This is a genomic window from Prochlorococcus marinus CUG1416, assembly GCF_017695965.1.
GTDB lineage: Bacteria > Cyanobacteriota > Cyanobacteriia > PCC-6307 > Cyanobiaceae > Prochlorococcus_A.
Genome location: NZ_JAAORM010000002.1, coordinates 603404 through 629393 on the forward strand (window position 1 = coordinate 603404; position 25990 = coordinate 629393).

At 28.7% G+C, this 25990-nt stretch carries 35 protein-coding genes and 1 tRNA gene; 23 read left to right on the forward strand and 13 right to left on the reverse strand.

Translation table 11 applies throughout. The features are described 5' to 3' along the window. Nucleotides 1-16 precede the first annotated feature (16 nt). Nucleotides 17-3583 carry a methionine synthase gene (gene metH / locus HA146_RS04710; protein WP_209108395.1) on the forward strand — a complete coding sequence of 1189 codons (3567 nt, stop codon included), beginning with the start codon at nucleotides 17-19 and terminating at the stop codon, nucleotides 3581-3583. Between the two features lie 9 nt (nucleotides 3584-3592). Here the strand turns inward: metH and HA146_RS04715 are convergent, their stop codons facing one another. Next, on the reverse strand, nucleotides 3593-3811 hold the full coding sequence (locus HA146_RS04715) for a hypothetical protein (RefSeq protein WP_209108396.1): 219 nt from the start codon (nucleotides 3809-3811) through the stop codon (nucleotides 3593-3595). Nucleotides 3812-3917: 106 nt separating this feature from the next. Between HA146_RS04715 and HA146_RS04720 the strand changes: the two genes are divergently transcribed. The 3 genes from HA146_RS04720 to HA146_RS04735 all read left to right on the forward strand — a co-directional run bounded on the left by HA146_RS04720 (nucleotide 3918) and on the right by HA146_RS04735 (nucleotide 6534). Beyond that, a complete protein-coding gene (locus tag HA146_RS04720) occupies nucleotides 3918-4301 on the forward strand; it encodes a DUF2237 family protein (RefSeq protein ID WP_209108397.1) in 384 nt (127 codons plus the stop codon). 48 nt (nucleotides 4302-4349) lie between these two features. Further along, a complete protein-coding gene (locus HA146_RS04725; protein WP_209108398.1) occupies nucleotides 4350-5180 on the forward strand; it encodes a DUF4922 domain-containing protein in 831 nt (276 codons plus the stop codon). A 328-nt stretch (nucleotides 5181-5508) separates the two neighbouring features. Next, complete coding sequence (locus HA146_RS04735; protein WP_209108400.1) at nucleotides 5509-6534, forward strand: molecular chaperone DnaJ; 1026 nt, start codon at nucleotides 5509-5511, stop codon at nucleotides 6532-6534. Between the two features lie 418 nt (nucleotides 6535-6952). Here the strand turns inward: HA146_RS04735 and HA146_RS04740 are convergent, their stop codons facing one another. Both HA146_RS04740 and pheT read right to left on the reverse strand, forming a co-directional pair. Next, nucleotides 6953-7201, reverse strand: a complete 249-nt coding sequence (locus HA146_RS04740) for a hypothetical protein (protein ID WP_209108487.1) — start codon at nucleotides 7199-7201, stop codon at nucleotides 6953-6955. A 105-nt stretch (nucleotides 7202-7306) separates the two neighbouring features. Next, nucleotides 7307-9775, reverse strand: coding sequence for a phenylalanine--tRNA ligase subunit beta (pheT, locus tag HA146_RS04745; protein WP_348535278.1), 2469 nt, complete (start codon nucleotides 9773-9775; stop codon nucleotides 7307-7309). A gap of 77 nt (nucleotides 9776-9852) precedes the next feature. On the opposite strand from pheT, the gene rpmG reads away from it, so the two are divergent. The 5 genes from rpmG (at nucleotide 9853) to lptC (ending at nucleotide 13736) form a co-directional block, all read left to right on the forward strand. Continuing rightward, nucleotides 9853-10047, forward strand: coding sequence for a 50S ribosomal protein L33 (rpmG, locus tag HA146_RS04750; protein WP_002805540.1), 195 nt, complete (start codon nucleotides 9853-9855; stop codon nucleotides 10045-10047). 17 nt (nucleotides 10048-10064) lie between these two features. Continuing rightward, nucleotides 10065-10286 carry a 30S ribosomal protein S18 gene (gene rpsR / locus HA146_RS04755; RefSeq protein WP_002806014.1) on the forward strand — a complete coding sequence of 74 codons (222 nt, stop codon included), beginning with the start codon at nucleotides 10065-10067 and terminating at the stop codon, nucleotides 10284-10286. 45 nt (nucleotides 10287-10331) lie between these two features. Continuing rightward, nucleotides 10332-11516, forward strand: coding sequence for a ribonuclease catalytic domain-containing protein (locus HA146_RS04760; protein ID WP_209108402.1), 1185 nt, complete (start codon nucleotides 10332-10334; stop codon nucleotides 11514-11516). A gap of 68 nt (nucleotides 11517-11584) precedes the next feature. Beyond that, nucleotides 11585-13120, forward strand: coding sequence for a methionine--tRNA ligase (gene metG, locus HA146_RS04765; protein WP_209108403.1), 1536 nt, complete (start codon nucleotides 11585-11587; stop codon nucleotides 13118-13120). Further along, nucleotides 13113-13736 (forward strand): LPS export ABC transporter periplasmic protein LptC, encoded by a 624-nt coding sequence (lptC, locus tag HA146_RS04770; RefSeq protein WP_209108404.1) that lies wholly within the window; start codon nucleotides 13113-13115, stop codon nucleotides 13734-13736. The genes metG and lptC overlap by 8 nt, the downstream gene beginning before the upstream one ends. On the opposite strand, the gene HA146_RS04775 is transcribed toward lptC, so the two are convergent. Continuing rightward, nucleotides 13733-14359: a cofactor assembly of complex C subunit B gene (locus HA146_RS04775; RefSeq protein ID WP_209108405.1), complete on the reverse strand. Its 627-nt coding sequence runs from the start codon at nucleotides 14357-14359 to the stop codon at nucleotides 13733-13735. The genes lptC and HA146_RS04775 overlap by 4 nt on opposite strands. A gap of 111 nt (nucleotides 14360-14470) precedes the next feature. Here HA146_RS04775 and HA146_RS04780 point away from each other — a divergent pair, with 111 nt between their 5' ends. The 5 genes from HA146_RS04780 to HA146_RS04800 all read left to right on the forward strand — a co-directional run bounded on the left by HA146_RS04780 (nucleotide 14471) and on the right by HA146_RS04800 (nucleotide 16121). Beyond that, nucleotides 14471-14782 (forward strand): fusion glycoprotein F0, encoded by a 312-nt coding sequence (locus tag HA146_RS04780; protein ID WP_209108406.1) that lies wholly within the window; start codon nucleotides 14471-14473, stop codon nucleotides 14780-14782. 10 nt (nucleotides 14783-14792) lie between these two features. Beyond that, entirely contained in the window at nucleotides 14793-15353 is a 561-nt protein-coding gene (locus HA146_RS04785; RefSeq protein WP_209108407.1) for a bifunctional adenosylcobinamide kinase/adenosylcobinamide-phosphate guanylyltransferase, read from the forward strand. A gap of 2 nt (nucleotides 15354-15355) precedes the next feature. Continuing rightward, on the forward strand, nucleotides 15356-15838 hold the full coding sequence (locus tag HA146_RS04790; RefSeq protein WP_209108408.1) for a tRNA (cytidine(34)-2'-O)-methyltransferase: 483 nt from the start codon (nucleotides 15356-15358) through the stop codon (nucleotides 15836-15838). Between the two features lie 29 nt (nucleotides 15839-15867). After that, nucleotides 15868-15941, forward strand: a tRNA-Met gene (locus HA146_RS04795). 15 nt (nucleotides 15942-15956) lie between these two features. After that, nucleotides 15957-16121: a hypothetical protein gene (locus HA146_RS04800; RefSeq protein WP_209108409.1), complete on the forward strand. Its 165-nt coding sequence runs from the start codon at nucleotides 15957-15959 to the stop codon at nucleotides 16119-16121. A 284-nt stretch (nucleotides 16122-16405) separates the two neighbouring features. On the opposite strand, the gene HA146_RS04805 is transcribed toward HA146_RS04800, so the two are convergent. Beyond that, nucleotides 16406-16717 carry a hypothetical protein gene (locus tag HA146_RS04805; protein WP_209108493.1) on the reverse strand — a complete coding sequence of 104 codons (312 nt, stop codon included), beginning with the start codon at nucleotides 16715-16717 and terminating at the stop codon, nucleotides 16406-16408. Nucleotides 16718-16952: 235 nt separating this feature from the next. Between HA146_RS04805 and clpS the strand changes: the two genes are divergently transcribed. Further along, entirely contained in the window at nucleotides 16953-17249 is a 297-nt protein-coding gene (clpS, locus tag HA146_RS04810) for an ATP-dependent Clp protease adapter ClpS (RefSeq protein WP_209108410.1), read from the forward strand. A 101-nt stretch (nucleotides 17250-17350) separates the two neighbouring features. On the opposite strand, the gene HA146_RS04815 is transcribed toward clpS, so the two are convergent. Together HA146_RS04815 and HA146_RS04820 are read right to left on the reverse strand one after the other, a co-directional pair. Beyond that, nucleotides 17351-17503, reverse strand: coding sequence for a hypothetical protein (locus tag HA146_RS04815; RefSeq protein ID WP_209108411.1), 153 nt, complete (start codon nucleotides 17501-17503; stop codon nucleotides 17351-17353). 271 nt (nucleotides 17504-17774) lie between these two features. After that, on the reverse strand, nucleotides 17775-18140 hold the full coding sequence (locus tag HA146_RS04820; protein WP_209108412.1) for a hypothetical protein: 366 nt from the start codon (nucleotides 18138-18140) through the stop codon (nucleotides 17775-17777). A gap of 77 nt (nucleotides 18141-18217) precedes the next feature. Here HA146_RS04820 and HA146_RS04825 point away from each other — a divergent pair, with 77 nt between their 5' ends. Next, entirely contained in the window at nucleotides 18218-18370 is a 153-nt protein-coding gene (locus HA146_RS04825) for a hypothetical protein (RefSeq protein WP_209108413.1), read from the forward strand. On the opposite strand, the gene HA146_RS04830 is transcribed toward HA146_RS04825, so the two are convergent. Both HA146_RS04830 and HA146_RS04835 read right to left on the reverse strand, forming a co-directional pair. Continuing rightward, nucleotides 18367-18546, reverse strand: a complete 180-nt coding sequence (locus HA146_RS04830) for a hypothetical protein (RefSeq protein WP_209108414.1) — start codon at nucleotides 18544-18546, stop codon at nucleotides 18367-18369. The two genes, HA146_RS04825 and HA146_RS04830, sit on opposite strands and share 4 nt — an antisense overlap. Before the next feature lie 437 nt (nucleotides 18547-18983). Next, nucleotides 18984-19169 (reverse strand): hypothetical protein, encoded by a 186-nt coding sequence (locus HA146_RS04835; protein WP_209108415.1) that lies wholly within the window; start codon nucleotides 19167-19169, stop codon nucleotides 18984-18986. A 198-nt stretch (nucleotides 19170-19367) separates the two neighbouring features. On the opposite strand from HA146_RS04835, the gene HA146_RS04840 reads away from it, so the two are divergent. Both HA146_RS04840 and HA146_RS09720 read left to right on the forward strand, forming a co-directional pair. Continuing rightward, complete coding sequence (locus HA146_RS04840; RefSeq protein WP_209108416.1) at nucleotides 19368-19538, forward strand: hypothetical protein; 171 nt, start codon at nucleotides 19368-19370, stop codon at nucleotides 19536-19538. Nucleotides 19539-19694: 156 nt separating this feature from the next. Next, nucleotides 19695-19823, forward strand: coding sequence for a hypothetical protein (locus HA146_RS09720; RefSeq protein WP_432419972.1), 129 nt, complete (start codon nucleotides 19695-19697; stop codon nucleotides 19821-19823). 4 nt (nucleotides 19824-19827) lie between these two features. Here the strand turns inward: HA146_RS09720 and HA146_RS04850 are convergent, their stop codons facing one another. After that, nucleotides 19828-19986: a hypothetical protein gene (locus HA146_RS04850; protein ID WP_209108418.1), complete on the reverse strand. Its 159-nt coding sequence runs from the start codon at nucleotides 19984-19986 to the stop codon at nucleotides 19828-19830. Nucleotides 19987-20288: 302 nt separating this feature from the next. Here HA146_RS04850 and HA146_RS04855 point away from each other — a divergent pair, with 302 nt between their 5' ends. Then, nucleotides 20289-20873, forward strand: coding sequence for a peroxiredoxin (locus tag HA146_RS04855; protein WP_209108419.1), 585 nt, complete (start codon nucleotides 20289-20291; stop codon nucleotides 20871-20873). Between the two features lie 800 nt (nucleotides 20874-21673). Here HA146_RS04855 and ftsH read toward each other — a convergent pair. After that, nucleotides 21674-23428, reverse strand: coding sequence for an ATP-dependent zinc metalloprotease FtsH (ftsH, locus tag HA146_RS04860; protein WP_209108420.1), 1755 nt, complete (start codon nucleotides 23426-23428; stop codon nucleotides 21674-21676). A 131-nt stretch (nucleotides 23429-23559) separates the two neighbouring features. Here ftsH and rpmF point away from each other — a divergent pair, with 131 nt between their 5' ends. Further along, nucleotides 23560-23733: a 50S ribosomal protein L32 gene (gene rpmF / locus HA146_RS04865; protein ID WP_209083759.1), complete on the forward strand. Its 174-nt coding sequence runs from the start codon at nucleotides 23560-23562 to the stop codon at nucleotides 23731-23733. Between the two features lie 3 nt (nucleotides 23734-23736). Here rpmF and HA146_RS04870 read toward each other — a convergent pair whose 3' ends face one another. Then, entirely contained in the window at nucleotides 23737-24063 is a 327-nt protein-coding gene (locus HA146_RS04870; protein WP_209108421.1) for a DUF565 domain-containing protein, read from the reverse strand. Further along, on the reverse strand, nucleotides 24050-24814 hold the full coding sequence (locus HA146_RS04875; protein ID WP_209108422.1) for an HAD-IA family hydrolase: 765 nt from the start codon (nucleotides 24812-24814) through the stop codon (nucleotides 24050-24052). The genes HA146_RS04870 and HA146_RS04875 overlap by 14 nt, the downstream gene beginning before the upstream one ends. A gap of 170 nt (nucleotides 24815-24984) precedes the next feature. Here HA146_RS04875 and HA146_RS04880 point away from each other — a divergent pair, with 170 nt between their 5' ends. The 3 genes from HA146_RS04880 to HA146_RS04890 are packed head-to-tail and all read left to right on the forward strand — an operon-like array spanning nucleotide 24985 to nucleotide 25967. Then, a complete protein-coding gene (locus tag HA146_RS04880; protein ID WP_209108423.1) occupies nucleotides 24985-25332 on the forward strand; it encodes a YkgJ family cysteine cluster protein in 348 nt (115 codons plus the stop codon). Next, complete coding sequence (locus HA146_RS04885) at nucleotides 25329-25655, forward strand: TMEM165/GDT1 family protein (protein ID WP_209108424.1); 327 nt, start codon at nucleotides 25329-25331, stop codon at nucleotides 25653-25655. The genes HA146_RS04880 and HA146_RS04885 overlap by 4 nt, the downstream gene beginning before the upstream one ends. After that, complete coding sequence (locus HA146_RS04890; RefSeq protein ID WP_209108425.1) at nucleotides 25656-25967, forward strand: TMEM165/GDT1 family protein; 312 nt, start codon at nucleotides 25656-25658, stop codon at nucleotides 25965-25967. Nucleotides 25968-25990 lie beyond the last annotated feature (23 nt).

The window sequence follows — 25990 nt, forward strand, 5'->3', positions numbered from 1 at the left end:
TCGATTTTTAATCAAAATGGAATCTTTCAGAACCTATCTAAATAGAGACGAAAAACCATTAATTATTTTTGACGGGGGTACTGGAACATCTTTTCAGAACTTAAATCTTACTGCAGATGACTTTGGAGGAAAGGAATTAGAGGGATGTAATGAAAACCTTGTTTTGTCATCACCAAAGGTAGTTGAAAAGGTTCATAATTCATTCTTAGAAGCAGGTTGTCATGTTATAGAAACTAATACTTTTGGAGCCTCATCAATAGTTCTTGAAGAATATGATATTGCGGACAAGGCTTATGAGATAAATAAAAATGCAGCTTTAATAGCTAAAAAAAGTACTGCCAAATATTCATCAATTGATAAACCAAGATTTGTTGCTGGTTCAATTGGACCAACAACTAAATTACCTACATTAGGACATATAGATTTTGATGAATTAAAGCAATCATATAAAGAACAAATATATGGTCTTTTAGATGGAGGAGTTGATCTTCTTTTAATAGAAACTTGCCAGGATGTTTTGCAAATAAAATCTGCCTTATTAGCCTCAAAAGAAATACTTGAAAGTAAAAATGTTGATATACCTATAATGGTCTCTATAACAATGGAAACAACAGGCACTATGCTTGTTGGATCTGATATAGCATCAGCATTAACAATATTAGAGCCATTTAATATAGATATCCTTGGACTTAATTGTGCAACTGGTCCAGAACAAATGAAGGATCATATTAAATATTTATCTGAAAATTCACCCTTCGCTATAAGTTGTATTCCCAATGCAGGCCTTCCTGAAAATATTGGTGGTGTTGCTCACTATAAATTAACGCCAATAGAATTAAAAATGCAGTTAATGAATTTTATATATGACTTTAATGTTCAATTGATTGGTGGATGTTGTGGGACGACACCAGACCATATTAAATATCTTTCTTCAATTATCGATGAAATTATAGATGTCGAACGGACTAACAAAAATGGTAAGAATTTTTCTAGCAGTTATATTCCTTCTGCGGCTTCAATATATAATTCGGTGCCATATAAACAAGATAATTCAATTTTAATTGTAGGAGAAAGATTAAATGCGAGTGGATCTAGAAAGGTAAGGGAGTTGTTAAATAACGACGATTGGGATGGTTTAGTTTCAATTGCTAAGCAACAACAAAAAGAAAATGCCCACGTTCTCGATGTAAATGTTGATTATGTGGGAAGAGACGGAGTTAAAGATATGAAAGAAATAACTTCAAGACTAGTGACTAATATAAATTTGCCATTAATGATTGATTCGACAGATGCTGACAAAATGGAAAGTGGATTAAAATCAGCTGGGGGTAAATGTATTATAAATTCCACCAATTACGAAGATGGAGATGAAAGGTTTGATCAAGTTCTTAATTTAGCCTTAGCTTATGGCTCAGGACTTGTTATTGGAACTATTGATGAAGATGGAATGGCAAGGAATTCAGAAAAAAAATATAACATTGTTAAAAGAGCTATTAATAGATCCAGGGAATCTGGTTTATCAGATTATGAGCTCTTTTTTGATCCACTAGCTCTTCCAATTTCTACTGGGATAGAGGAGGATAGATTAAACGCTAAAGAGACAATTAGCGCTATCTCTAAAATTCGTGATCATTTCCCTGAAATTCATATTATATTGGGTGTTTCAAACATAAGTTTTGGTCTTTCACCATTATCTAGAATTAATTTAAATTCAATATTCTTAGATGAATGCATTAAAGCAGGATTGGATTCTGCTATCATCGCTCCAAATAAAATATTGCCATTATCAAAAATTTCTGATGAAACTAAAAAGCTTTGCTTAGATTTGATCTATGACAAAAGAGAATTTGAAGATGATATTTGTACCTATGATCCATTAGTAGAATTAACAAAGGCTTTTCAAGATTTATCTATTCAGGATTTCAAAAAAGCATCTTCAGAAAATAAAAACTTAACTCTTGAAGAAAGTTTAAAAAATCATATTATTGATGGAGAAAAAATTGGTTTAGAAGATCAATTAAATAAAGCTTTAAAAAAATATAAACCTCTAGAAATAATTAATACATTTTTACTAGATGGGATGAAAGTTGTAGGAGATTTATTTGGTTCAGGTCAAATGCAATTGCCATTTGTACTGCAATCTGCTGAAACAATGAAGTTTGCTGTTTCAATTTTAGAACCATATATGGAAACTGTAGATGAAAAAATATCAAATGGAAAACTCTTAATTGCAACAGTCAAAGGCGATGTTCATGATATTGGAAAAAATTTGGTTGATATAATACTTACTAATAACGGTTTTGACGTAATAAATCTTGGAATAAAGCAAGATGTTTCCGCAATTATAGATGCTCAAAAGAAGCATAATGCAGATTGTATTGCTATGAGCGGATTACTTGTAAAGTCGACTGCATTTATGAAAGATAATTTGGAGGCTTTTAACAATGAAGATATTAGTGTACCAGTGATATTAGGAGGTGCAGCGTTAACGCCAAAATTTGTAAATGAGGACTGCAGCAAAATATATAAAGGAAAAATATTGTACGGAAAAGATGCTTTCACTGATCTAAAATTCATGAATGAATATATGGATAATAAAAAGAAGGGTAATTGGTCAAATACAGAGGGATTTATTAACAATGAAGGTATAAATATTAGCTTAGCCTCATCCAAAACTAACTCTGAAGAGGTTAATAATTCAATATCCATAAACACCGAGACTTCAACATTTAATTTAAAAGAAAATTTTATTAGATCTAAATTTATAAATGAAGAAGAACCAATTAACCCTCCTTTTTTGGGAACGAAAGTCTTATACGAGGTTGATATAGATTTAAATAAGTTAATTTTTTATCTAGATAAAAAAGCTTTATTTAGTGGACAATGGCAAATAAAAAAAGGAAAAAACCAAAGCGTAGATGAATACAATAACTATTTGGATTCATATGCAAAACCTTTGTTAGATAAATGGTTAGAGACAATTGTAGAAAAAAAACTTATTTCACCCAAAGCAGTTTATGGATATTTCAGATGTGGCAGAAAAGATAATAGTATTTTTTTATTTGATGATAAATCATTAAATAAAATTTCTCAATTCAATTTTCCAAGACAAAAATCAGGGAATAATCTCTGCATAGCTGATTTCTATTGTGATTTAAAAAATGATAAACCAATAGATATATTTCCTATGCAGGCAGTAACAATGGGTGATATTGCTAGTGAGTATTCTCAAAAATTATTTAAAGAAGATAAATATAGTGATTATTTATTATTCCATGGACTTACTGTGCAATTAGCAGAAGCTCTAGCTGAGTATGTCCATGCATTAATTCGTATTGAATGTGGCTTTAGGACTGAAGAACCAGACAAAAATAGAGAAATACTAGCACAAAAATATAGAGGAGCTAGATATTCTTTTGGATATCCTGCATGTCCAAAAGTTTCTGATTCGAACATACAATTATCTTTGTTGGATGCAAAAAGAATTAACTTGACCATGGATGAATCTGAACAACTTCATCCGGAACAAAGTACTACAGCTATAATTTCACTACACTCAAAAGCTAAATATTTCAGTGCTTAAGCTAAATAATTAGTTTTTTTCTAGATATTCAATAATTTCTTCCTGAAGTTCTTCCATCGTTTCATTATCACCCAGATCAAGTCCCTCACCAGCTGCGTCCTGTGTTAATTCAAGATAGTATGATGCACCATCACTAGATAAAAATTCTAATGCGGATGTTTCGTCACTATCCTTAAAAGCATCATAAAGAGCTTTAAATGCTATGTTTTCAGTAAAGTCCCAATCCATAATGAAAAAAACCTTATTAGAATTAATAACGCCTTACCCCCTATACTCGTCAACCTTTTTTTAAGAAATGTTGGTGTTTTATTAGTATTATTAAACAAAAAATTCTATGACCATAAATAATCAAGTTCAATTGAATGTATTAGGAGAAAACATTGAAGTTTGTAGTTGTGAACCTATGACAGGCTGGTTTAGAGATGGATTTTGCAATTATGACAAAACTGATGGAGGAAATCATTCTATATGTTGTGTTATGGATGATAATTTCCTGAAATATAGTAAATCACAAGGTAATGATTTAATAACTCCTATGCCTGCTTATTCCTTCCCAGGACTTAAGGATGGTGATCATTGGTGTATTTGTCTTGATAGGTGGAAGCAAGCATTATTAGACGGACTTGCTCCTAAAGTAATATTAGAATCAACAAATATTGTAGTCTTAGAATCAGTACCTTTAGATAAATTGAAAGAATATCAATTTAATAAAAAGTGATTACAAATATACTATTTTTTTTAGAATAAATATGATAGTTTCTTTTAAATGAGTTTAGAGACATATTGGAAAAAAGCACTTCATCAAACTCAATTATCGATTAATGATGAATCTCTATATCCTCTAAAGACAAGAATTATTACTAGCGATTTATATCAAAATAATGACTTCATAATTAGAAAGCTTGATACTTCAAATTTCAACAAAGAAAGAATTTACGGCCCTAAGCAAAATCCATTCTGTCCATGGGATAAGATACTAGAAATCGATAAAATTGATGATGATCATCAATTAATCTTAAATAAGTATCCTGTACAAAAAGGACATATTTTACTGATAACAAATAATTGGAAACCTCAAAATGGATGGTTAGATATTAATGATTGGAAAGCTATCCAAAAAGTTAATAAAGATACTAGTGGATTATGGTTTTTCAATAGTTCTCCAATTGCAGGAGCAAGTCAACCTCACAGGCATTTTCAACTTCTACGTAGAGCTAAAGATGAGATATCCTGCCCTAGAGAAAAGTGGTTTTTAGAAATGAAATTAGATAAGGATAGGGATAGTAAGCTTAAAAAAAATATTATTGTATCCAAATTTAATTTCTTAGAAAATTCAATATCTCTTTATGAATTGTATTTAGAATTATCTATGAAATTAGGCCTTGGGGACACTATCAGTGATGTGAAACCAAGATATCCTTACAATCTATTAATAACTAATAAATGGATTGCAATTATAAAGAGGAGTAATGATCATATCCATGGATTCAGTATTAACGGTTTAGGATTCGCAGGATATTTACTAGTAACCGAAAAATCGGATATTAATTATTTAAAAAAATTTGGTCCAGAAAAACTTCTAGAAAGTTTTGTTTGAATACTAGTTAACAACTTCAGGATCTTTATCTCTGCTTATTTGGCTTTCTAAAACTTCTATAGAAGCTGTTACAGATGCGATTTTACGTTCAAGAGAATCTTTAATATAATTGAGCATTTCTAATTTCTTATGTTGATAAAAACTCTTTTTTTCTTTAGATGATTTGAAATAACAATTAAACATTTTTTTATTTTATTATAAAAAGATACTTAATTGACTTGTGACATGAAAATAAGTTGGTTTTAATTTAAAAACAATATTCCATATGGACTTTCAATTTTTTTTGAATAAAATTAAATAAATTCCTTACTATTCAAGAAAAATATTATTGGATATTCCTGAAAATTCAAATACAAAAAGAATTTCAATTGATTTACCTGAAGAACTAATTTCTAGGTTTGATCAATTACGAAAAGAATGGGGATTTAGAGCAAGAGGACCTGTAATTGAAAAGATACTTAAAGAACTTCTTCAAGAGGATGATTTAGTACCTAAGAACCAACAGCAAGAAATAGACTTTAACGAGAAAAAGAATAATAATGAAAAATTAAATATTGATGAAAATACTGCATTGGTATTAATTAAATCAGACATTAATCAAGACAATAAAAAAGAAGTTAATGAGATATCTTTAAGTAAAAGAGTTTCAAATAACGATCAATATAAAGAAAAAGCCAACTCAAACATAAACCTTCCCAATTTTGTTGAAAAAAAAGTAAAGAATCTAAGAAGGAGTATTAAAAGTGAAAAATTAAAGGAGAATATTAATGATATTCAAATTAATACAATTAAAGAAACTGAATTAATAAAATGTCGAATAGCGTTAATTAGTCATTGGAAAACCTTATATGGAACTGTTCCTAACGATCATGTATTAGAAGCATCGATGGATTGGTTTGGAAGGGATATATGGCCAAATCTTGATGGAACAGAAAATCTACCCTTTACGTGGAGTGCCGCCAATAAATTTATGTCTGAATTATGCCCATTTTGGATAAAGAAAAATCCATCCCTTGAAGTTGTTTTATTAATGATTGGCGTTTTAGAAGACCCTTTTGCGACATCAGATTTAATTAATAGGATACCTACACTAATGAGGAGGTTTGTAAGTAGATTTAAGCGAAATAACAGATCAAATTCATTTGAAACTTTGGACTCAACAATGACGGTACATGGAGCACTTAAATTATTGAATTTATCAACATCCGCAGGATCAGCCCATACATTGCGAAAAATTAGGGAGGCATATAAATCAATAGCCTTAGAGACGCATCCAGATGCTGGAGGATCAACAGATCAAATGAGAAAATTAAATGAAGCGTATCAATTGCTAAAAAATCTATATAGAAATTAGTATACTTATTCTTATATTAGACTAATTATAAGTCTATTTAATAGTCTAATATAAGATAGGCGCGAGTAAAAAAGCTGAACTTTATCAATTATTTATTAGTCAAAATTAATTAATAAAATTTTTTAGAATAAAAAGAAAATAAAATTCAACCTGTATAAAAAGAAGAAATTTCATTGTATAATATATCTTATATGAGACTTAATATTAGTCTACTATATAGTCTCATAGTAGATAAGTTAGATAGAATAACATATCAATTCGAATAAACGACATCCAGTTTGTTTAATTCTCGAAAAAATTAAAAACTGATCAATAAATCAATCAATCATGTCCTTTCAATGTCCAATAATATATCAATACCTAAAAAGCAAAGCTATAAAATGCTTTTAAGTCTAACTGTACTGCCTTATAGACAGTACTACTTAGACTGAAGCTTCTGAATTGCAGTTTGCTTGTCAATACTAGGGACATCACTTAATCCGTTAGCATCAAACCAAGGGGCGCTAGCCCAATCAAACCCTTCTCCAAAAGTGTTATCAGGTGCAGTTATATACCAGTGACATGAAGCATCTGGTACGTCAACAGAACATTTCGACCAATCATCTGACCACTGTGGGACTTGAACCCACAGAACTGAAGATAGCAAAAGAGATAAAAAATTGATCATGCTCATTATCATACATCATTAATCAGTTTTATAGGATTATTACTTATCTTATATGAGAATTATTCATAGACTAATTAAAAGTCTTATATAAGACTTTTAAGACATTTAATCTCTCAATTTTGTGCTAAAACTTTTTTCAATTTTAGAGATAATGCTTGAGTGTATTAATTTAATATCTGATTCCAGTAATGTTTTATCTTTATCTCTATAAGATAATCTAAATGTATAACTTATATTTTTCTCCCCAAGTTTAATATCTTCAAAGACATCGATTAAATGTACATCCTCTAAAAGATTTTTTCCTGTTTTTCTTATTTGAGAAATTATATCGCTAATAAAAATTTTCTTACTGAAAACAAAATTTATATCCCGATCTATTTTTGGAACAATTGGATATTGCTTAAATATTGGAAACCAATTATTTTTTCTTGTACTAGCTATCAGGAGGTTATCTACATTTATACTAAATAAATAAACTTTTTTTAATGACTTCTTCTCTAGTATTAATTTAGGATGAATTTCACCAAAATAACCTGCATCTTTCCCTTCAATAATTAATTTTGCTGTTCTTCCTGGATGCAGAAAATCAAATTTATCAGTAGGTTTATCATCAATTTTTATATTCAGACATGATAAAGCCTCTTTTAACTTTCCTCTTGCCTGATAATAAGTAAGATCATTATCCTTACAAGAATTTACCCATTTTCCAAATTTTCTATTGCCATAAATTGCACCATTCAATACTTCTTCTTGAATGAACTCAGTATGCTTATGAAAAACATTTCCAGTTTCAAATATATAACAACTTGTTTGTCCAGCTTTTATATTACGGTTTACAATTTCTAAATGTTCTTGCCAGATATTATCTCTTAGGCAGCTAGTTTCTAATAATAAAGGATTAGCAATCTTTATAAGTGTTTCTTTATCTTCTGGAACAAGAGAATAGCTAAGTACTTCGTTAAAACCACTTTCTGTAAAACCATTTTTTACTTTTCTCAATGCCAACTGTTCCGATGACAATTTTCCAGGCTTAATTGGATTAGGAAGGTTCAAGTCGAATTTGTCGTACCCTATTAATCTGGCAATTTCCTCAATTAAATCTATTTCTCTTATTAAATCTTGTGATCTATTAGGAATTACTGCTACATCCCAGCCATATTCATTACTCTTTAAAGTACAACCTATAAGTGTTAATTTATCAACTATTTCAGTATCAGATAAATTTCTTTTTTCAAATTGATCATTAATGATTAATGGACCAAGAATTTTATGTATTCGATTTCTCCTTAATTTAATAAAAATATCCTCTTCATTTTTTAAATTCGAAGCATTGATAATTGGTAAATTAATAGAAAAATATTCTTCTAAAAGATTAATTGCTCTGGTTACTGCACTTATTGTATTTTTTGATGAAATCCCTTTTTCATATCTGCTGCTAGATTCTGTTCTTATTCCAACCGCCTTTGAAGATTTTCTTATGGTAACTGGATTAAAAACAGCACCTTCAAGATAAATAGAAGAGGTAGTATTGGTTACAGAAGTCTCTAAACCACCTATCACCCCTGCAATAGCTACAGGTTTATCGCTACAAGCAACTACAGTAATATTTTCATTTAATTCATATTTTTTACCATCTAAACATATAAGGCTTTCTTTATCTTTGGCTTTTCGTACAGAGAAATCTTCTGGAGAAACTTCTTTTCCAATTAATTTTGATAGTTTTTCTTTATCAAATGCATGCAAAGGTTGTCCTTGTTCTAAAAGAATATAGTTTGTTAAATCAACTAGAAGATTAATCGACTTTATTCCTGATTTTTCTATACGGTCTTTTAGCCATTTTGGCGATAATTTATCTCCATTTACTCCATCAATAGAGCTTATTGTATAAATGCAATTAGATGTTATAGCCTCTGGGCACAGTTTATTTCCCTTAAGTAAATGAATATTGTATTTATTTTTTAATTCTGGGAAATTTAATGTGGATTCTAAAAGGGCAGAAATTTCGCGTGCTATACCTATAACGGACATTCCGTCAGGTCTATTAGCAGTAATTGCTAAATCATATATAAAATCATTTAATTGAAGTAAATTAGATGCTGGAGTGCCTAATTCATGTTTTAGTGCTAAATCTTCATCAATGATCTCTATCCCTTCGCTAGAGTCTTCTAGTCCTAGTTCCTGAAGAGAGCATATCATTCCTTCACTCATGACACCTCTAATTTCACTTCTTTTAATAGTTAAATCAACTGCATTTAATTTTGCACCGATAGTAGCAACATAAACATAAATATTTGTTTTAATATTTTGCGCACCACAGATAATTTGTAAATTCTTTGAAGTCCCAATATCTACTTCGCAAATGGAGAGTTTGTCAGATCCTTCGTGTTTTAAAACAGATAAGACCTTACCTAAAACAACACCATTTACATTTTCTGAACAATCTTCTAATGATTCAACCTCAAATCCACCAATAGACAATTTCTCAGAGAGATCTTCAGGAGTAGAAGAAATTTCTACTATATTTTTCAACCAATTTTGAGAAATTTTCATATATATTTTTAAATCAATGATGATAAAAGAAATGAGTATATCTTCAAAAAAGTTTGTTGAAGATGTACAATAGAAAATTATACAATAAAGTATTAATTAAAATGGCCAAAAAAGGGACAAGAGTTGTAGTGACCCTGGAATGTACTGAAGCCAGGACAAGCACAGATCCTAAGAGATCAAATGGTGTCTCAAGATATACTACTGAAAAGAATCGTAGAAATACAACTGAAAGATTAGAACTAAAAAAGTTTAATCCTCATTTAAACAGAATGACAATTCACAAAGAAATAAAGTAATCAAATCAAATTAAATCATGCCTAATTCAATTTTTAAAAAACAATTATCACCTATCAAACCTGGAGATCCTATTGACTATAAGGATGTAGAACTACTAAAAAAATTCATAACTGAAAGGGGTAAAATCCTACCAAGAAGGATGACTGGTTTAACCTCTAAGCAACAAAGAGATCTTACATTAGCTGTAAAAAGAGCCAGAATTGTAGCTCTTTTACCATTTGTAAATCCTGAAGGATAATTTCATATTGAATATAGTTGGCACTATAATTAATATCTCAAATATTTGAAAGATTTAACTAATTTAAAAACATATATTATTGACTCTGATGATCCACATGAGATTGATGACGCTGTTTCATTAGAAATAAAAGAAGGAAATATAAAAAATTTATGGATTCATATTAGTAATCCATGCAAACTCTTTTTGCATGACTCTAATGTTGATTTAGATGCAAGAAAGAGAAATAGCAGCTTGTATTTAATTGATCAATATGTCCCAATGCTACCTAAAGATATTCTTGAAAAGGCAAATCTAGCTCAAAATAAAATTTCAGAAACTATTAGTGCAGCAATTGAATTCAATGAAGATGGATCAATAAATAATTATGAAATAACTGAAGCAATAATAAAACCAAAATATCAATTAACATATGAAGATGCGAATGAAATATTAGAATTAGAACCTAAAGAAGAAATAGAATTAATTGAGATTAAAAATTTATTAGAAAAAAGTATTACATTCAGAAGGAAACAAGGAGCAATTATTTTTGAAAGTCCTAATAGTAAAATTAAATTATATAAGGATAAAGTTGTATTAAATAAATTAGAGAAAACAATATCACAAATTATAATTGCAGAATCAATGATATTAATGGGTTATGTAATAAGTTTATTTTTAAATAAATATAACTTAGCAGCTGCATTTAGGATTCAGAAATTAAATTGCAACCCATCCGAAATACTTAACAGATACAAGGATAGTGAAATTAAATATATAATATTAAAACAATATATGGGAAGAAGTTACATAACAACTAAGCCGGGAAATCATGAATCATTAGGTCTTAATATGTATGTACAATCAACTTCACCACTTAGGAGATACCTTGATTTAATTATACAAAGACAAGTATATAATAAAATAAATAATTACGAGATTCTAAGTATAAATTCAGTCTCTAAGATTATTGATTATTCGAAAAATAGACAAACAGAGAATAATAATATTGTTAAAAATGATAAATTTAAATATTTAACATTATTTTTTAAGAATGAAAAAAAACCTTTTTATAAAATAATATTCGTTAAGTGGATTAATCATAAAAGAAATATTGCTCTGGTTTATTTTCCAGATTATTCACTAGAAATACTTATTACTCTTTTTGTATCAATAGAAATATATAGTAATAAAACATATAAAGTTAAATATGTAATAAATGATAGTAATCTTTTAGAGTTTATTTATTAATAGTATAATAAATATAATAGGTTTTTATTAGTTTAAAAAATATCTGTTAGTATAAATAAAAAAGCTTTATGACTTTTGTCATTACTTCCCCTTTATACTATGTTAATGATAAACCTCATTTAGGAAGTGTATATACAACAATAATTTGTGACTCAATAGCTAGGTATAAAAGGCTTATAGGTAAAAATGTTATTTTCATCACTGGTGTTGATGAACATGGTTTAAAAATACAAAGAACCGCTAATGAAAAAGGTATTGAACCAAAATCACATTGTGATGAAATCTCAGAACTCTATAATATAAATTGGAAAAATTGGAATATATCCTTTGATAAATTTATAAGGACAAGTTCAAAAAATCATGAATTTGTTGTTAATGAATTTTATGAAAGAGTAAAAGCATCAGATGATATCTATATGGGAGTTCAAAAAGGTTGGTATTGTGTTGGTTGTGAGGAATTTAAGGATAATCCAGAAAACTCATCAACATACAAGTGCCCCATACATCAAAAAAATCTAGAATGGAAAAATGAAGAGAATCTATTTTTTAGGCTTTCGAAATATCAAAAAGAAATTGAGAAAATAATCAACGAACCTTCTTTTATAGAGCCAATAGAAAGAAAGAATGAAATTATAAATTTTGTTTCTAGAGGTTTAAAGGATTTTTCAATTTCAAGAACAAATGTCACATGGGGAATTCCTGTCCCTGGTTACGATAACCATACATTTTATGTATGGTTTGATGCTTTACTTGGATATGTAAGTGCTATTAGTTCCGATGCGACAGAACATTCATTGGAAAAATCAATTAATGGAGGATGGCCAGCTGATGTTCATTTAATTGGTAAAGATATTCTGAGATTCCATGCTGTATATTGGCCCGCAATGCTCATTTCTGCCAATATGAAAGTTCCTAAAAAGGTTTTTGGGCATGGGTTCCTTACGAGAGAGGGTCAAAAAATGGGTAAGAGTTTAGGGAATGTTCTCGACCCTGACTTACTACTTTCTAAATATGGAAATGATCCGGTAAGGTGGTACCTCATTAAAGACATATCACTAGGAAATGATGGAGATTTTCAAAATAAAAGATTTGTTGACATTATCAACAATGACTTAGCTAATACAATTGGTAATTTACTAAATAGAACATCATCTATGTCTAGAAAATGGTTTGATAATAAAGTGCCAGATATAGAAAAGATATCAAATGAAAATAAATTAGAGAATTTTTCCAAAATTGCAGTAGAAAACTATATTCATAAATTTGATATCTACAAATTAGATCTAGCAGCTAATGAAGTGCTTAGCCTTGCGATTAAAACTAATTTGTATTTAAATGATAACCAACCATGGATGTTGATAAAAGAAGAAAATAATTTGCCTTTTGTTAAAGAAATTATTTACAACGTATTAGAAAGTACAAGAATAATAGGATTATTATTATTACCATTATTGCCAGAATTATCATCAAAAATAAATGAACAACTTGGTTCTACATACAATAAAGAAATTCCTTGGGAACAACAATTAAAATGGGGATTATTAGATAGTAACTCAAGTCTTCCTAAACCCACTCCAATAATAAATAAGCTTGAGTATGAATAACTTTTATAGATTAATAATTCTCCTTCCAGTTTTTATTCTTGGATGTGCACCAAATTCAATCAAAGAAAATAAAATAACACAAAAAATAGATAGTTTAGATATGAATATTTACTCTAAGAGTGGAGATAAAATATATTCTATTACTAGTCCAAACTCAATTTATAATAATAATGAACTAAGTTTCGAATTAAAAAGTCCAACAATAAATATTTTTAACGGTGAAGAAACTAAATATATTATTAATTCTGATTACTCTATATTATCTGACAACAATAAGCTCCTAAATTTAAAAGGAAATGTAAAATTAAAAACTCTAAAGCAAGATCAGGATTTTTTGTATGCAGATAACTTTATTTGGGATATTGAAAAGAATAGCTATCTTTTAGAAGGAAATATAAGATTTGAAAATAACAATATCATCTTAAATTCAGGAAAAGCAAAGTTGGGGGCAGATAACATAATTGAATTTTTTACTCCAGTAAAATATATAATTAAGGATGATAATAACCAGAATAAATATGAAACAAACTCAGAAAATGCCTTCTATAATTTAAAAACAGAATCCGTCAGTTTTAAAGCAAAGGATAAAAGAGTTCGCTCAATAATTTATTTTTAAATATTATTTTTTGCAAAAATATTATTAATTTTCTTTGACCAGTTATTTATCCATCTTTCATCAGACTTAGTAAAACATTTTGCACTCCAACCTCCTATCAATATAAAAGCCTTCTTATTTATAGGTACAACTAAAATAGATGGAATATCGGGACAGAAATTATAAAATTCATCTCTTCCTGGATAAAATTTAGTGTTTACTAATGATAATAATTTCATATCTTTTATTGATCTCAGACAAGTTTCTCCAGGGTTAAACTCCTTATTTGAAGTAATTCCTCTTCTCAATATATTTACTCCATCATTGTGAATTAATATTGCTGCTGCTGCAGTAGAAGTTAATATTGCTTCAGATCCCCATGCAAGTTCATCAATAACATCATCAGGAATGTTTTTGTCGAAGAGAAACTTATTTTCTCCTTTTAGATCAGCCTTCTCACCTGCTAAGGGTTCAAATTGTTTAAATAAGAAACCTATCAAAATAATAATTAATGAAGCTATTGCAGCTATTACTTGTGCTCGTTCGAGTTCAGGAGTAATTATCTCTATCGAAAAGAAATTTGCTATTTGAAAAATAAATAGTATCGTGCCGATTAATACTAGAGATTTCCCATTGAATCCCATATATAAAATATGTTAATTCTATTTCAATTATGAAAATATTATATTGGTTAGTACGCTCAAAAATACTCAAACATATTGTTTTTAATATATAATTAATCAAAACCTTTTAAAATGAACCTAAACTTTAATAAATATCTTTTTTCTTTTATTATTACTGGTTTAATATTTATCCTTATTCCTGCAACTACATACGCAGAAGGTGTTAGCAATATAAACAGACTTTTTGTTGTAACTCCACAAAGGACAATTATCAATTACGAAAAAAGTCAGCCTTCATCTATTGACAACCCTGTAGTGGATCCAAACTTTAACGTCATGAGATCTGATGATACTCTTAGTTCTACTGCTACTTATATAGTTGTTGGTTTATTAATTGCTGCCACGATTATTCCCTTAGCTACTTGGTGGTATTTCTCTAAATAATAGAGAATTCATGAATTCCCATGATTTAAGTAATAGATATGATTTATCTAATATTATTTTTATTACAGGTGGAACAAAAAGTGGTAAAAGTGAATTTGCAGAACATTTAGCAAAGGAATTTAAAAATTTATCATATGTTGCATTATCAAAAAACAACCCCAACGATAAAGAATGGCAAAAAAAAATTAATTTACATCGAAATAGAAGGCCAAAAGATTGGATATTAATTGAGACAACAGATTTATTAAATACATTAAAAAAAGAGGAGGGTCCATTATTAATAGACTCGATTGGAGGTTTTGTTATGGAAAGTATTGAACGAGATCACAAAGAATGGTCAACAAAGATGCATTCACTAATAGTTCTTTTAATAAAAAGAAAAAACATAACATTTATTGTTGGAGAGCAAGTTGGTTGGAGTTTGGTCTCAGAATATAAAATTGGTAATACTTATATTGAAAGAATTGGTGAGCTTCAAAAGAAAATAACCAAAATTTCGAAAGATAATTGGCTTGCAATAAATGGTAGAGCTATCAAAATAGATGAAATAAGTTTAGAAATACCTACGTAAAATTGGAAGTTGCTCTTTTTGAACCTAGAATCCCCCAAAATACTGGTAATATTGCCAGGTCATGCGCTGCATTTAACATTCCTTTAAATCTTATAGAGCCCTTAGGTTTTAAACTAGAAGATAAATATTTAAAAAGAGCAGGATTAGACTATTGGCCACTAGTTACTGTTAATAAGTATGGAAATTTTGATAAATTTATAGAGAACAAATTAACTAATAGAATAATTTCCTTTAGTAAAAAAAATGGTATCTACTTGAAGGATTTTAAATTTCAGGAAGAAGATGTTTTGCTATTTGGAAGGGAAGATTCTGGATTGCCAAATTACATTATTGATAAAAGCGATTTTTTAATATCAATATTTATGCCAAATTTGCAAACCGGATCAAATGATCAAAAAGGTGTTAGGAGTTTAAATCTTTCTGTAGCATGCGGTATTGCTATATATGAGGCTAATAAACAAATAAATTTTGAAAATGATAATTAAGTACAAACAATGTTTTACAATATTCCCATGTCTCGGTAGCTCAGCTGGTTAGAGCGGCGGATTCATAGCCCGCAGGTCGCGTGTTCAAGTCACGCTCGAGACATAAAAAACAATAGCAATGAAAGAAGACATCAATTGGAAGCAAGAGATCCTTGCAAGTAAGAAGTTTAATAATAAATTTTCAAAGAAAATATTAAAAAAAGGTGCAAAGAATTATATACAAGAAATTTATATGGGAAATATGTATTCCAGATGGAGAAAAAATAGAGAGCTAACTAAATAACAAATACCAAAATACAAAAAGCTATGTTTAACAACAAGCTAATGGTTTTAGAATTAATTCTCATAACTATCTAACTTTAGTAAGCTTGATTTCTCTCCTAACAAGTAATGCTATAACAACAACACACATATTCATTAGAAATACGTCTAATGGCATTAAATGAAAAGATCTCTACTCAATTAATAGCAATGATATTGGTGTGCTAATTAATAAAGAATCACTAATCGTTGTATACCAAGCAATGTTGATCGGATGGATTTAATTCACATTCCTTATCCATTTAATTAAGATAGGTCAGTTGATACTCCCTGCTCTTTCATTAAATCCTTGATAGTTGAATAATCCTTTCCATTATCAAGATCTTTTATGTTCTTATCTTGGATGCTAAATGTATTTTTTAGTTTCATGGTATTTACCTCGTAATAATCTCTATGGTCTATCCATTTAGGTAGTTTGCTAAGAATTTTATGTGTGCGGTAAGAGGTACTAAATTGTACGGATTGAGGATCAAAAAGAATCAACTGATTTCGAGAGATCGAGATAAAAAACATTTTTGAGAGAATCTTGGGATTCTTATATGAGACCTGATATGCCACTCTGATTTTACTTAGCTATAAAGATAAAGTGGGCTTAAGAAGGAGTAATGAATAACTTAATTAGCCCTTTAGCACTTGGAAAAGTATTAAAGAATTAAGATTTAACTCCACAAAATGACTAGCAAGTAGTCTTACTATCTATAAGGAAAACCGCAACATGGTCTGCCATTCATAGACTTGCAAGAAGACTAGAATTTAAGCAGTCAGTAGTTAATCAAAAGAAACAACATTAACAATGGAATTATCTACCACTTCACCTACTACAGTCTTAGAACCAAACACAGCAAAACATAAATATCCAGAAGCAAGAGTGATAGTTCTTGATGATAATTTTAATACGTTTCAACATGTAGCAAACTCCCTTTCGGCAATAATTCCAGGAATGAGTGAAAAGAGATCATGGGATCTAGCCATTGAAGTAGACCAGTCAGGTTCGGCAGAAGTATGGAGAGGTAATTTTGAACAGGCTGAGTTTTATCACGAGCAACTGGTAAGTAAAGGTTTAACTATGGCGCCAATTGAGAAAACATAAAGATATATAAAAGTGATAGAAAATTTTTTTAGGTTATAAATTCGAAGCTTTCAAGATTTAAAAGAGTTCAAAATAATCAAATAGTCGGATTAATAAGCGTTTCATTTATTTACTACTTTTCCTCCATATTGCCTAACAATTTTATCAAGCAAAATACGCATATCTTTATTTTTAAGCTTCTCTATTTGCTGCAGATTTTCAAGAAGATCACATATTTGATCCTGTGTGTCTTCATTTAATTCTGTTACTGGCATTAATATATATTATTTGGGTCTTCTAATTTTAGATCTAAAGGCAATACACATGTTTATTGTATTAATATTTTTATATTGCTATTTATTTAAAGCGGACTAAGGTTCATTTCTCCCCGAGAATTTAGTCCGCTGATTTTTTAGGATTAAATTAATTTTAGGCTCACTTTTTTTTAGGAATTGTTTATGAAGGGTTTCATAAATATTCATTATTATTTATTTCTTCATTTCATAGAAAAGGTATCTTACATGAACAAAACTAAGTGTGACACTTTTATTCGATAATATTGTTATTTTGCTTCATAACTTTTTTAAAGTACTTAAACTCGATAAATTCATGCATCATTTTGATATCATCGGATAAGACTTTTTTATTAACTGTATAATCATCACTATGACTTGGGGACTTATTATTTTTAGGGAATGTTTCTTGTTCTATGAAATCATTAATGAAGTTCAAATTTTCTCTTGTTTTATGAGGAAAAGAGTCACTTAATACACCTCTAGACCTTAATGCTTCTTCAACCAATAAACCTGTAACTTTTGATTGACTAAATTCATTAGCTCTACACAATTTATCAATAATATCGTGAACTTTTTCACTCGGTAGAAACCCAATTCTTTTCCTTTGAGAGGGCATAATAATAAATTTTTAGTGTCACACTTGCATATTACAAGTGTTGCACTATATTTAATTTAAGTCAACTAATTTTTGTTATGCATATTTTAATATTCCCTGCCGGATTTATTCTTTGGTATTTAGCTTATGAAGCAAAACCAATCATTAATGATGAAGTAACAATTCATTGGGAAGAGAAAAATAAAAATAAAAGAAATAAACTTTTGAATATAATTAATAAAAGCTTTTAAAACTTACTGTCAACACATTTTGACCATTCCTTGTGCTTAATATCTAGATCTGAGATTAACTGTTTTTGATAAGTATATTTGAGTTGATTTTCGTTAAGAGATTTTTTTGTGATAATCATCTCATTAGAGAAAAAACTAGGAGTGTTGGAACTACCTATTTTTTTTTTGATATCCATTAATACAGATCTTATCTATTGTTTTTATAAGATTTAATAGCCATTAGTCTTAACAATTTTATATTCTTTTTATATTTACTTAATATATATTTAGTATGTTTGTAAACAATATTAATTTAATAAATAAAAAAGGCTATATTAAGGAAAATATTTAACTTACTTATGAATCTTAAGGAGAGAGGGATTACGGTTGGAGATTTACTAATTATATTATTAATAATAATAACTTCTACAGTATTAATTAAATCATTTAACAAGGATAAGAAAACAACACTTAATCATAGTAATCAAGAGAAAGTATCTTATAAGAAACTTTATTATCAAAAATTTATTTGAACAATTTATATAAATAACTTTGAAAACTCCTAATTAGTTTAATTAAATATTATTTGGCTCTTATTTAAATTTCAAGTATTAATATTTATCCAACATTTAGTTTATATATTATAATTATTTTGATGAAATGATTTGGACCTTTCCCATTTTAAATTATCTTTCAAATCATTGATATCATTTGATAGAGAAACTAAATTCACCATTTGGAGAATTTGAGTTTTATTTAGCCTATCTATGGCAATTAGTTTATTAAGCATTACTAAGACAGATTTATCATTAATATTCATTATTTGTATTAAAAATTCTAGGATCTTTTATTGAGACAACTCTATCTTAGATTTTTATAAATTGCTCCTAAGATCGTTAATATATTTATTAATACATACAAAATTATTTATAAATTCACCAGATAGAACACATTAACTGTACAGAAAAAAATTTATACTCACTTTTTTATAAATTCGTTTATCTTATAAGAAAAAAAAATGAAAAAAGAATCTCGAAAAGAATATCTTAATAAAGATGAGGTTAATGAAATGATTGAATCAGCTATTAGAAGACACAATAGAAGATCCACAATAATATCAAGTGTACTTGGCTGGATCCTAATAGGGGGTTATTCATTTGGTCTTTTTCAAGCTGTACAAAACGTCTAATCAATGTCTCCCATCAATGCAAACAAGTGAGATGATAGATTAATAAAAGATTTGTTTTTCACTATGAGAGAATATATCGAAACAAACTTAACTGTTATTCGGAAATATATAAAAAAGCGAAAAAAGTTTATATCGAAATTGAATAATGCTTCGATAATGGAGGAATTCAAAGAATGGAGTAATTATCCAATACCGGAAACAGAATCAATATGGACATTACCAGACTTGACTAGCAATGAAAGATTAAAGAATTTTTGTCGATCAATTAAAAAAGAAATAAAATGATTTATCAACTACCTAGTTGAATATGATTTACTTTTAAGTAAAAATAACCCGCAAATCCAACTATATTTAGTATTACAACGAAAATCCAAGCTCCAATTGGCTGATTAGAATCAAACTTTTTTATTCTAATTTTATTCTTTAGTCTTTCAATATAATTAGCCATGATTAAAATTACTAAAAGAATAATATTAATTATAGAGATTTGAATTTAAAGGAATATTAAATAAAAGAAAATTTCTTTTAATTCGAATTATTAATATCAGGTCTTTTAATGGGATATTTAATTAACTCCTTTTTGAGATTTTTTAAAAGTTTATTATGATTTAAAATTGTAAACTTCCTACTAAAGGAAAAATGCCATTTCATTGAAATAGAAAAAAACTTGCTAATTTATTATTAATAAAATTATAATACCTATTACGGTCATTAAGACCACACATAATTTAAATAAGGACAAATTTATTCATGAGCTTAAGAGTTGGACAAGAAGCACCAGATTTTACTGCTACTGCAGTATATGATCAAGAGTTTAAGGAGATTACACTTTCAGCTCTAAGAGGTAAATGGGTTGTTTTATTCTTTTACCCATTAGATTTTACATTTGTTTGCCCAACCGAGATCACAGCATTTAGTGATAGATATAAAGATTTCTCATCACTTAATACTGAAATACTTGGTGTATCAGTTGATAGCAAACACTGTCATTTAGCTTGGATACAAACCCCAAGAAATGAAGGTGGAATTGGCGATATTAACTACCCATTAGTTTCTGACCTAAAAAGAGAAATTTGCCAGGCATATAATGTTCTTAATGATGATGGAGAGGCCGATAGAGGTTTATTTCTGATCAATCCTGAAGGAATAGTTATGCATACAACTGTTAACAAGGCTCCTGTAGGTAGAAATGTTGATGAAACACTAAGAATCCTTCAAGGTTATCAATACGTTGCGGCAAACCCAGATGAAGTATGTCCAGCAAACTGGACCCCCGGGGAGAAAACAATGTTAGAGGACCCCAAAGGGAGTAAGGAATATTTTTCTGCGCTGTAGAAGGATTAGTAACTGTTAAGTAAGTTTTGAGTAGTAAATAATTATAAATAAATAAAAAATAGAAATATTCAAAAAGGGGATTAAATCCCCTTTTTGAGGCCTGTGAACGATCCAATCGCTTAAATTTGTTTTATAAGATAAAAAAGACCACGTAAAATAAGAAATTTCTATAGCAAATAAGATAAAAACATTAATTAAATTTAAGTCATTTAAACCAAAATATCTATAAATATGAAACTGATCATCAACATTCATATTATTAATCTGAAGATACCAAATGTAAAAAGAAATCAAAATAAAATTTACTAATATTAGTTTTTTAAATAAAAGCCTAGATTTCTTAAAAATCAATAAAATAGAAATTAAAGATATGAATAAACTTAACTGAAAAATATCAGGTTTTTGTAAATTAATTACTTCGATAAGTAAATTACATATAAGATCAAAATTTAAATATATATAATCGGCTATTAAGTACGATAGAAATATCAAATTTATTGCTACTAATAAAAATAAAGCTTTACCTTTAATTATTTTTCTACTATAAATATTATTCTTATTAAAATTAAAGTAAGTAAAGTTATTTAAAGAGTTTAAACATATCAGAGTTGGGCATATTGTACCGCTTAAATAGTAAAGAATTGAATAAAAAGAAATATCATTAATATTAAATAAATACAAATTAAACCATTGTTTTTGAATAAATGGAAAAATAAGCAAGAATAAAACTGTAAATAATAACCTCGTTGAATTGTTTTTAATTATCAAGAAAATATTTTTTTTAATCTAAAGCAATTAAATCAAACTTTCAACAATTTTGAAGTTGTTAATTTAAAAACTTGTTTATCTATAGTTTCTAGATTTAAAAGTATATCAACTAATTTATCAAGTAAAACTCTATTTTTATGCAGTATTTCTATTGAATTATTTAATGACATTTTAGAAATCTTTATGATCTCATTATCTATTCTAGAAGAAGTATATTCTGCTATGAGAGGCTTTCTTTTAAAAAATCCTTCTCCCATAAGCATTTCATTATTATCAGATTCCATTGAAATAGGACCAAGAATTGAAAAACCATATTTTGTAACCATTTCTCTTACAATATTCGTCGCATAAGAAATATCGTTTATGGAGCATTGTGTAATTTCGCTTTCGCCAAAAACTATAATTTCTGCAGCTCTTCCTGCAAGAGCAATTTCAATTTTGGAAAATAATAATTTTTTTGAAATCAAGCCACTAGAAATTACATCTTCATTTGGGCATATCTTTGTATATCCTCCTAAAGATCCAGATCTAGGTAAAATTGTAATTTTATCAACTGATGCAATTCCATTTCTCACAGCAGATACAATTGCTCTGCCTACTTCGTTATAAGCAATTATTTTTTTCATATTAGAAGAAGTTATTAATGTACTTCTAAGGCCAATGGTAATTTTATCTAGAGAACCTTCTATATGAATATCACTAATAAATTTAGATTTATCTCTTGCACAGTGAATAGCACTCTCGTTCATCAAATTGGCCAGATCTGCTCCAGAAAATCCAATTGTTCTTGAAGCCCAATATCCTAAGTCAACTTTGCTTGAGAGTGGCTTTGAAAGAGAGTGAACTGCAAGAATTTTTTTTCTTCCATCTAAATCCGGAAGCATTACTTCTATTTTTCTATCAAATCTTCCTGGTCTTAATAATGCTGCATCTAAAATATCTGGTCTATTTGTTGCTGCTAAAACAATAATCCCTGAATTATCAGCAAAACCATCTAATTCAGTTAAAAGCTGATTGAGAGTTTGCTCTCTTTCATCATTTCCACCTCCTATCCCAGAACCTCTTTGCCTTCCAATAGAATCAATTTCATCAATAAATATTATACAAGGAGATTTTTCCTTCGCCTTAGCAAATAGATCTCTGACTCGGCTTGCCCCAACACCAACAAATAGTTCAACAAACTCTGATGCAGCTATTGAGAGAAACGGCACTCCTGATTCTCCGGCAATTGCTTTAGCCAATAATGTTTTACCTGTTCCAGGTGGTCCAATCAAGAGAACTCCTTTTGGCACTTTAGCTCCAAGATTTTCAAACTTTTTTGGTTCCTTCAAAAAAGTTATAACCTCTTTTAATTCCTCAGCGGCTTCAGGGACACCAGCCACATCATCGAATCTCGTATCTACATCATCAATAGTTACAAATTTAGCCTGATTTTTGCTAAAACCAAAGGCTCTTGAAGCTAGTTTTGATGTACTCCTAATGATTAAAACTATGGCTAATACAAGAATCAGGAAAAGACTGATTGAAGCAAATGAATTAGCAGCTGAAGATTCTTTTCTACTATTGTTGATAGTTAGTTCTACTTTATTTTCAGTAGCCTTTTCAAGGATTAATTGATCGTTATAAAGTATAGGTATTTTAAATTTATCACCATTTTTGTAAAGAACATCAATTTCTCTCTGCCTAGGATAGAAAAATATTGATTCTATGTTTCCCGAGTCTATATCTTCTAGAAGATCCGAATAACTTGATTTAGAATTTGAATATGAGAATTTTGATCTAAACACTAATCTTTAAAAGTGATTAATAAAGCATATATGCTTATTTATAAAATTGACGTATATAAACAAAATATACTCAAAAGTTTCGGAGATAACCACTTAAAGGTTATATTATTATAAGGAAATAAAGAAACAGAATGGCTGTACCAAAGAAGAAAAAATCAAAAAGCAAAAGGAATCATAGACATGCTGTTTGGAAAGGAAAAGCAGCATTAGCAGCTCAGAAAGCTATATCATTAGGTAAATCAGTATTAACTGGGAAAGCTCAAGGATTTGTTTATCCTATTGAAGAAGAAGAAGAAGAAGAATAGGTTTTAAGATCCTAACTTAAATGCTTCAAGTATAACTGCATAGATTGCACCAATTCTTAATTTATCAACTACGGACCAAAGATCATAATATTTTGAACTTGAGGAAGGCTTGATTCTTATAATAATTTCAATAAACACAATAATTATTGGAACCATTATTAATTCATTTTTACCTTCGGATATAAATTTAGTAATAAAATTAGCAAACAAAAAATAACCAGTCAAAACAGAAATTAGACCAATAGATTTAGACCTCCAAGTATCACTAAGAAAACCAAATAATACATTATTTAATTGATAGGTAATCCTTGAAAACTTAGTTTTTTGCATTGCTAAAAGTCTTTAAATATTCACTTAGAAAGCTATGGTCAACATATGGTGTTTTAAGTTTAGGACCTTTAATTACATTTGCCACATTGTTCTCATCACCTAGACTGTCTAAAATACAATCTAATTTAATATTTTCCTCAAGAACTATTGGGATATTAGAAGGAACAAATATTGTCGGCAGGTTAGCTGCTAAAGAAGAAATTAAGCCTGGATTAGAGTCTTCGAAAACTATTGAGTTATTTTTTTTAATACCACTTAATTGAACTGCCTTTAAATAAGGTAAAGGATGTGGTTTCTTTAATTCAACGTCCTCACTTGCGATAATAAACTCAAATGGATTTATACCATTAAATAGATATTCAACAATTAAATCCACTTGCCTTCTAGAGCTTGAAGTTACAATAAATTGCCTTATTTTTTTTTTATGTAATTCATTTATTAATCTAAAAACTCCAGTTTTAAAGTTAACGCAATTTTTTTTTATAATTTCTAAATAGTGAAACTGTTTCTTTTCATGGATTTTGATAATTAATTCATCTGATAAATTATCATCGTTTGATTTAGAATAGTAGGCAATTCTATTTTTGCCTCCGTTAATTCTCAAAAGCTGGATGTATTTATTAGTTTCCCAATTCCAATTTAAACCAAAGTCCTTAAAAGCTAGATTAAAAGCAGGTAAATGAGCTTCTAATTCTGTATTTGCGATAGTACCATCTAAATCCCAATAAACACCCTCGAGATTAGTATTCACAAAGGAGATTATTTATTTCTAAAAAATACTAGAGCAATTATTGCTGGTCCTGATAATGCAACTACGCCTAATACAATAAGATTTGCCATGATAATGAATATGTTTTGTGATACTATTTTTACAAATAAATGAAAGAACTGTACTGATACGTTACAAGATTGAATTAAATTATGAAATCATGGACATGTATAGAAAATTGTGGAGCTTGTTGTAAATTCGACTTAAACGAAAGAAGCGACTTGGCTGACAAACTTAACAAAGAAGATATCGCTTTGATAAATTCAATGACAGCTAAAGACGGTTGGTGTAAAAATCTGGACAGAGATAATAAAAAATGCTTAATTTATGAAACAAGACCTCACTTTTGCCGAGTAAATGAATTCTCAGTTTCATTTAAAGGATTTTTAAAATTTGGTGATAAATTTCTTATAGATTGTTGCAAACAACATATTTCATCAAATTATGGATACAAAAGTAAAGAAATGAAAAATTTTAATATCGCAGTTTCACGAAAATGAATAGTAAATTAGATAAAAAAGAAAATAATGTAGAAAAAAGCTTCTTATCGATATTCATAACAACCTTTACAACAATTTTTATTGCAGAACTTGGCGATAAAACCCAGATAGCCACACTAATGCTTTCTGCTGAATCTGGTAAGCCAATAATTGTTTTTCTTGGAAGTTCTCTAGCTTTGATAAGCTCTAGTGTAGTTGGAGTCCTAATTGGAAAATGGTTATCAAAAAAAATATCTCCAAGCAAATTTGCTTTATTTACAGGAGCTTTAATGATAATTATTAGTGTATTTTTAGCCTATGATACTTTCAAAATTTATATATAAATGGTTTTAAGTTTATTACTGTCAACATTTATAACCGTTTTCATTGCTGAATTAGGCGACAAAACCCAACTAGCTACTTTAACGATAAGTGGTACTTCAAATAAACCATTAGCTGTTTTTTTAGGATCCTCTTCTGCACTTGTCTTTGCAAGTTTACTCGGAGCATTAACAGGCGGCTCTATCTCAAGTTTTCTACCAGAAGTAGTTCTTAAATCAATAGCCTCCATAACATTTTTTATTATTGGTATCAGGCTATTTATAAATTCATTCGCTATCGACAAAGAAGAAAATGAAGACAAAGAAAAAAATTAGTTTTAAGCTTGGTTAAAAGGTGT